Annotated in this window: 4 protein-coding genes; 2 read left to right on the top strand and 2 right to left on the bottom strand. The window is 68.0% G+C overall.

Going from position 1 to position 4,853, the window contains the following annotated elements; genetic code table 11:
• Positions 1–28: 28 nt before the first annotated feature.
• Positions 29–445 carry an IS200/IS605 family transposase gene (tnpA, locus tag CUT83_RS09960; protein WP_093850225.1) on the bottom strand — a complete coding sequence of 139 codons (417 nt, stop codon included), beginning with the start codon at positions 443–445 and terminating at the stop codon, positions 29–31.
• A 25-nt stretch (positions 446–470) separates the two neighbouring features.
• On the opposite strand from tnpA, the gene CUT83_RS09955 reads away from it, so the two are divergent.
• A complete protein-coding gene (locus tag CUT83_RS09955; protein WP_101255106.1) occupies positions 471–1,679 on the top strand; it encodes an RNA-guided endonuclease InsQ/TnpB family protein in 1,209 nt (402 codons plus the stop codon).
• A gap of 152 nt (positions 1,680–1,831) precedes the next feature.
• Positions 1,832–2,659, top strand: coding sequence for a DUF429 domain-containing protein (locus tag CUT83_RS09950; protein WP_240958557.1), 828 nt, complete (start codon positions 1,832–1,834; stop codon positions 2,657–2,659).
• A 1,303-nt stretch (positions 2,660–3,962) separates the two neighbouring features.
• On the opposite strand, the gene CUT83_RS09935 is transcribed toward CUT83_RS09950, so the two are convergent.
• Positions 3,963–4,709, bottom strand: coding sequence for a transposase family protein (locus CUT83_RS09935; RefSeq protein ID WP_101254054.1), 747 nt, complete (start codon positions 4,707–4,709; stop codon positions 3,963–3,965).
• Between the last annotated feature and the right edge of the window lie 144 nt (positions 4,710–4,853).

The raw sequence follows: 4,853 nt of genomic DNA, 5'->3' as shown, positions 1-4,853 counted from the left end.
GGATCTGCACTGTTCACCTCGGCCCGGGTCAGAGCGGCCGGTTCTGCTGCTCGATGTACTGCTTCACGATGCTGAGCGGCGCGCCGCCGACGGACCCGGCGAAGTACGAGCCGGACCACAGGCGCTGTGCCCGCCAGTAGTGGCGGACGAGGTCGGGGAACTCCTGGCGGAGCCTGCGGGAGGACACGCCTTTGAGGGAGTTCACCAGCCTGGACACGGCAACCTTCGGCGGGAAGTTCACGAGGAGATGGACGTGGTTGTTCTCGCCGTTGAACTCGACCAGCTCGGCCTCGAAGTCCTCGCACACGGCCCGCATGATCTCCTCGCACCGCGTCAAGTGCCGGTCAACGAAGACGGAGTGCCGGTACTTCGTCACGAAAACCAAGTGGACATGCATGCGGAAGACGCAGTGACGACCAGTACGAACGTTCTCATCGATACCCATAAACCAACTGTGTACCATGATCCGCATGCAGCTTCGGTACAGCTTCCGCTTGTACCCGAGCGTCGGTCAGCGCATGGCGTTGGCGAGGGCGTTCGGGTGTGCGCGGGTGGTCTACAACGACGCGCTTCGCGCTCGGGAGACCGCCCGCAGCGAGGGGCTGCCGTTCCCGAAGACCGGCGACCTGTCGAAGGCGCTGATCACCGAGGCGAAGAGCACCCCGGAGCGGGCGTGGCTCGGCGAGGTGTCGGCGGTCGTTCTCCAGCAGTCGCTGCGCGACCTGGAGGCCGCGTACCGGAACTTCTTCGACGGCCTGAAGGGCAAGCGCCCGCGCATGGGCGCGCCCCGGTACAAGTCGAAGAGGGACACCCGGCAGTCGGTCCGGTTCACGGCGAACGCCCGCTGGTCGATCACCCCGGGCGGCAGGCTGCGTCTGCCGAAGATCGGCGACGTCAAGGTGAAGTGGTCCCGCTCCCTGCCGTCGACGCCGTCCACGGTGACCGTGGTCAAGGACGCGGCAGGCCGGTACTTCGCGTCCTTCGTCGTGGAGACCGGCCCGGAGGAAGTCCTGCCCCAGGTCGCGCCCGAGGTGGGCATCGATCTCGGGCTCGGACACTTCGCGGTCCTCTCCGACGGGACGAAGATCGACAGCCCGCGCTTCCTGCGCCGGGCCGAAAAACGCCTGAAGAAGGCGCAGCGCTCCCTCTCCCGCAAGGAGAAGGGCAGCAAGAACCGGGACAAGGCCAGGATCCGCGTCGCACGGGCACACGCCCGTGTCGCGGACGCGCGCCGCGAGTTCCACCACCAGCTCTCCACACAGCTGATCCGCGACAACCAAGCGGTCGCCGTGGAGGACCTGGCGGTGAAGGGACTCGCGCGCACGCGCCTGGCCAAGTCCGTGCACGACGCCGGATGGTCGGCGTTCGTGAGCATGCTGGAGTACAAGGCCGCCCGGTACGGACGTACCTTCGTGAAGATCGGCCGGTTCGAGCCGACCTCCCGGGTGTGCTCCGTGTGCGGCGTCAAGGACGGCCCCAAGCCCCTCCACATCCGAGAGTGGACCTGCCAGGCGTGCGGGGCGGTCCTGGACCGGGACATCAACGCGGCGGTCAACGTCGCCAAGGCCGCCGGACTGGCGGCATCAGCCTGTGGAGCGCAGGTAAGACCGGGACTCGTCCCGGCACCGCGCGGCGAAGCAGGAACCCACTCGACACCGCAGCCACAGGCGGCGCGGTAGGCGGGAATCGCCGTCCTTCAGGGCGGCGAGGATGTCAACGCTCACGGTCCTGATCCCACCGAAGGTAGTAACGGTTCTCGGGGCGCGGAGCAGGAGGCATTCGCATTCGGACAGGCCAAGGAAGGGAGTTCCTCGTGCGGGTGAATCCTGTGATGAAGCAGGCCTCCGACGTAGTGGAGGGTGACGACATGGTGACGGTGGGGATCGATCTGGCCGGGCGCACCGGGACCACGGGCATGTGCCGCGTGACGTGGGGCCGGCGGCCTGTGGTCGAACTGCTTCCCGCGAAGCTCGACAACGACCTGTTGGAAGCGATGCGGTCCGCGGACAAGACGGGGCTGGACTCACCCCTGGGCTGGCCGGTCGCCTTCGTCTCCCTGCTCGTCGCGCACCGGGCCGGCGCCGAGCTACCGGCGCTCGCCGACCACGCGGCGTGCGCCGACGGTCGTTCCGGACTCGGCAACACCTTTACTCATCGGCTGACCGATGACGTGGCGTGGAAGCGCACTGGGGCAGGCAAACGGCGCCCGCTGTCGGTGTCGGCCGACAAGCTCGGTGTCGTCGCCATCCGTGCGGCCGGTCTGCTGGCTCGGCTGGCCGAGGGCGGTCCGGCGATACCGCGTGACGGGTCGGGCCCGGTCGTCGAGGTCTACCCGGCGTTCGCGCTGATCCAGTGGGGGCTCACTCCGGATGGTTCCTACAAGGGCAAGGGCGCCACGGCCGCGCGGGCCCGGATTCTTGCCGGCCTTGAGGCCGGTCTGGGCCTGGACCTGTCCGACCGGGTTCGTGACCGGTGTGTGGCCAGTGACCATGATCTGGACGCCCTGATCTCGGCGGTCGTCGCGCGGGCCGCAGCGTGTGGGATGACCCATGTGCCGGCCACCGAGGAGGAACAGTCCATGGCCGGGGTCGAGGGCTGGATACACCTCCCCCGACGGGACCTTCCGCTCACTGCTGTGCGGGATGGAGCGATTCTCTGACTCCTCATCAATCCGGCCGCTGTTCCACCACGCCGTCCGGGTACCGGGGTCCCGGGAAGCTTGTCGACACCGTGGGATCACGCGGAGCTGGGCGTGGCCATGGGGATCCTCGACTTCGGCCGCGCCACAAAGCTCTCCGGCTCCCGCGAACACCCCGGCGATCTCCTCCGGGCGGCCGGGCGCTCACCGGCCCGGGTCGTCACCGTTCACCGGTCCATGTTCCCGCCGGCCGGTCGGCTCCGGAGCCGGGCGTCCCCCTCAGCCCTTGACGACGCCCAGCGGCACCAGGCTGGAGACCAGGTGGGCCAGGCTCGTGCCCTTCATCTCCGCCGATAGAGGAAGGCCGAGTCATCCGCCGCGTTGTCGGCCACGGCCGGCGGGGTTCCTGATGCGCGCCAGTGGCGCCCGGACGTGGTGGTCAGGTATGCAGCCTGATATCTCCAACTCGACATCCATCGACGGTAGTCGTGCCTACGCTGGGCTTGCTGCCTCCGAAGAGTCCGAACCTGTCCAACGCTCCCGGACTCTCTTCGCCTGAAGGGAACGCGTTGCCTACTTCCTACACGGAGAAGGGAAGATGCCAGCTCTGCGGCGGTGCCATACGGATAGACCGACGCACGGGAAAGGTGCTCGCCCATCCCCGCGCTGATCGGCGAGTCGGGCAGTGCCCGGAGTCCGCGAAGCAGCGCTATCAGCCTGGAGCGCCCCAGATACCGCTCTACAAGATCGGTCGCTCTGACAACTCGCCTCCCACGCCACGGCGTCCCCGCAGCACGATCCAGGAAGTGCCTGTGCCGAGACCATCGTGGATTCCGCTGTGGGGCGATGCCGATGCCCCCATCGTCACCCTCCCGGCCAAGGGGCGCACCGGTTACTGGATCCCCAAGCACGGCTGGCAGAGGCACGAGCAGTTCGTGCACACCTACGTACACGGCCGAGCCAGGCCGGAGTGGGAACGGAACAACGGCTCCTGGGCTGTGGCCACGGACCACTTCATCGAACTCACTGGCGCTCTTGTGCAGCGGCACGGTCGCATCCTGCTCGGCCGGGAGTTCAACCGTTCCGAGAAGTGCAACCCAAGCTGTATGAATGCGATGGGCTACGTATGCACCTGCTCATGCCGAGCACGCAACCACGGCGGTGGCGGATGGATGAGCGGATGGCGAGTCGCGGACGAGACCACCCTGGTGATCGACGGGCGTTCGTGGAGCTGGACCCTCTTGGAGAAGATCCCCTCAGGGACTGCTCGCCTGTGACCCACTCCACGACAGGGTGACGCCACGCTTTCCTGAGTGAACGCTTCTCATCCTGAGCGCCAGGCGATCTCGATGGCGTGAACGGCGGCGACCGTGCGACCGATGCGGTTGGTGCTGCACCGGGCCTTGCGGAGGATCCGCCATTGCTTGAGGCGGGCGAAGGCGCGTTCGCCCGGGGCGCGCAGCCGGGCGTGGTCGCGGTTGTACTGCTGGTAGTGCTCGGGCAGGTCGCGATGACCGTAGTAGGGGGTGCGGACGGTCGCGCCGGCGCCCTGGTAGGCGCGGTCGGCCAGGACGAGGAGCTGACGGGACAGGCAGGCTTGGATCACACCGTGGGCGCGGGCTGCGGTCAGGTCGTGCGTGCGGCCCGGTGTCGCGCGGGAGAACCAGAGCGGGGTGCCGTCCGGGCGGGCGATGACCTGCACGTTCATCCCGTGGCGGCGGTGCTTCTGCGAGTAGTACGGCTCGTCCGCCGCGATGCGGTTGGTAGTGATCAAAGTGCCGTCGAGGATGACGAACCCCTCCGGCGGCAGCTCGCGCAGGGCCTCGTGCAGGCTCGGGGCGCGCTCGGCGAGGAGGTCGACCGTTTCGCTCACGTACCGGCCGGCGGTGGCGGTGGAGATGCCGAACCCCGCTGCGGCCTGGGCCAGGGTCTCGTTCTTGCGCAGGTGCACCAGGACCAGCAGGGCCTGGCGGAAGCAGCCCAGCTTCCGCCAGCGGGAGTTCAGCTCACGCCTTCGGGCGTAGATGAGCCAGGAAACGTGCTCCACGACTTCGTGGGGGACGTCGAGCATGGCACGATACGGGACCAACAGGGCTCCTGTGTCGAGACGTTGGCGAGTGAGATCACCAGCCGCAACGACCAGGAGCCCTGCCGCGTTACGGCCCCCCGACCACCAGCCGCCATCACCCACGAACCACAGGATGAGAAGCGTTCA

The sequence above is a fragment of the Streptomyces barkulensis genome, from assembly GCF_002843305.1.
GTDB classification, from domain to species: domain Bacteria; phylum Actinomycetota; class Actinomycetes; order Streptomycetales; family Streptomycetaceae; genus Streptomyces; species Streptomyces barkulensis.
Note: the sequence above shows the minus strand (reverse complement) of the source record. Positions and strands in the feature narration are given on the sequence as shown.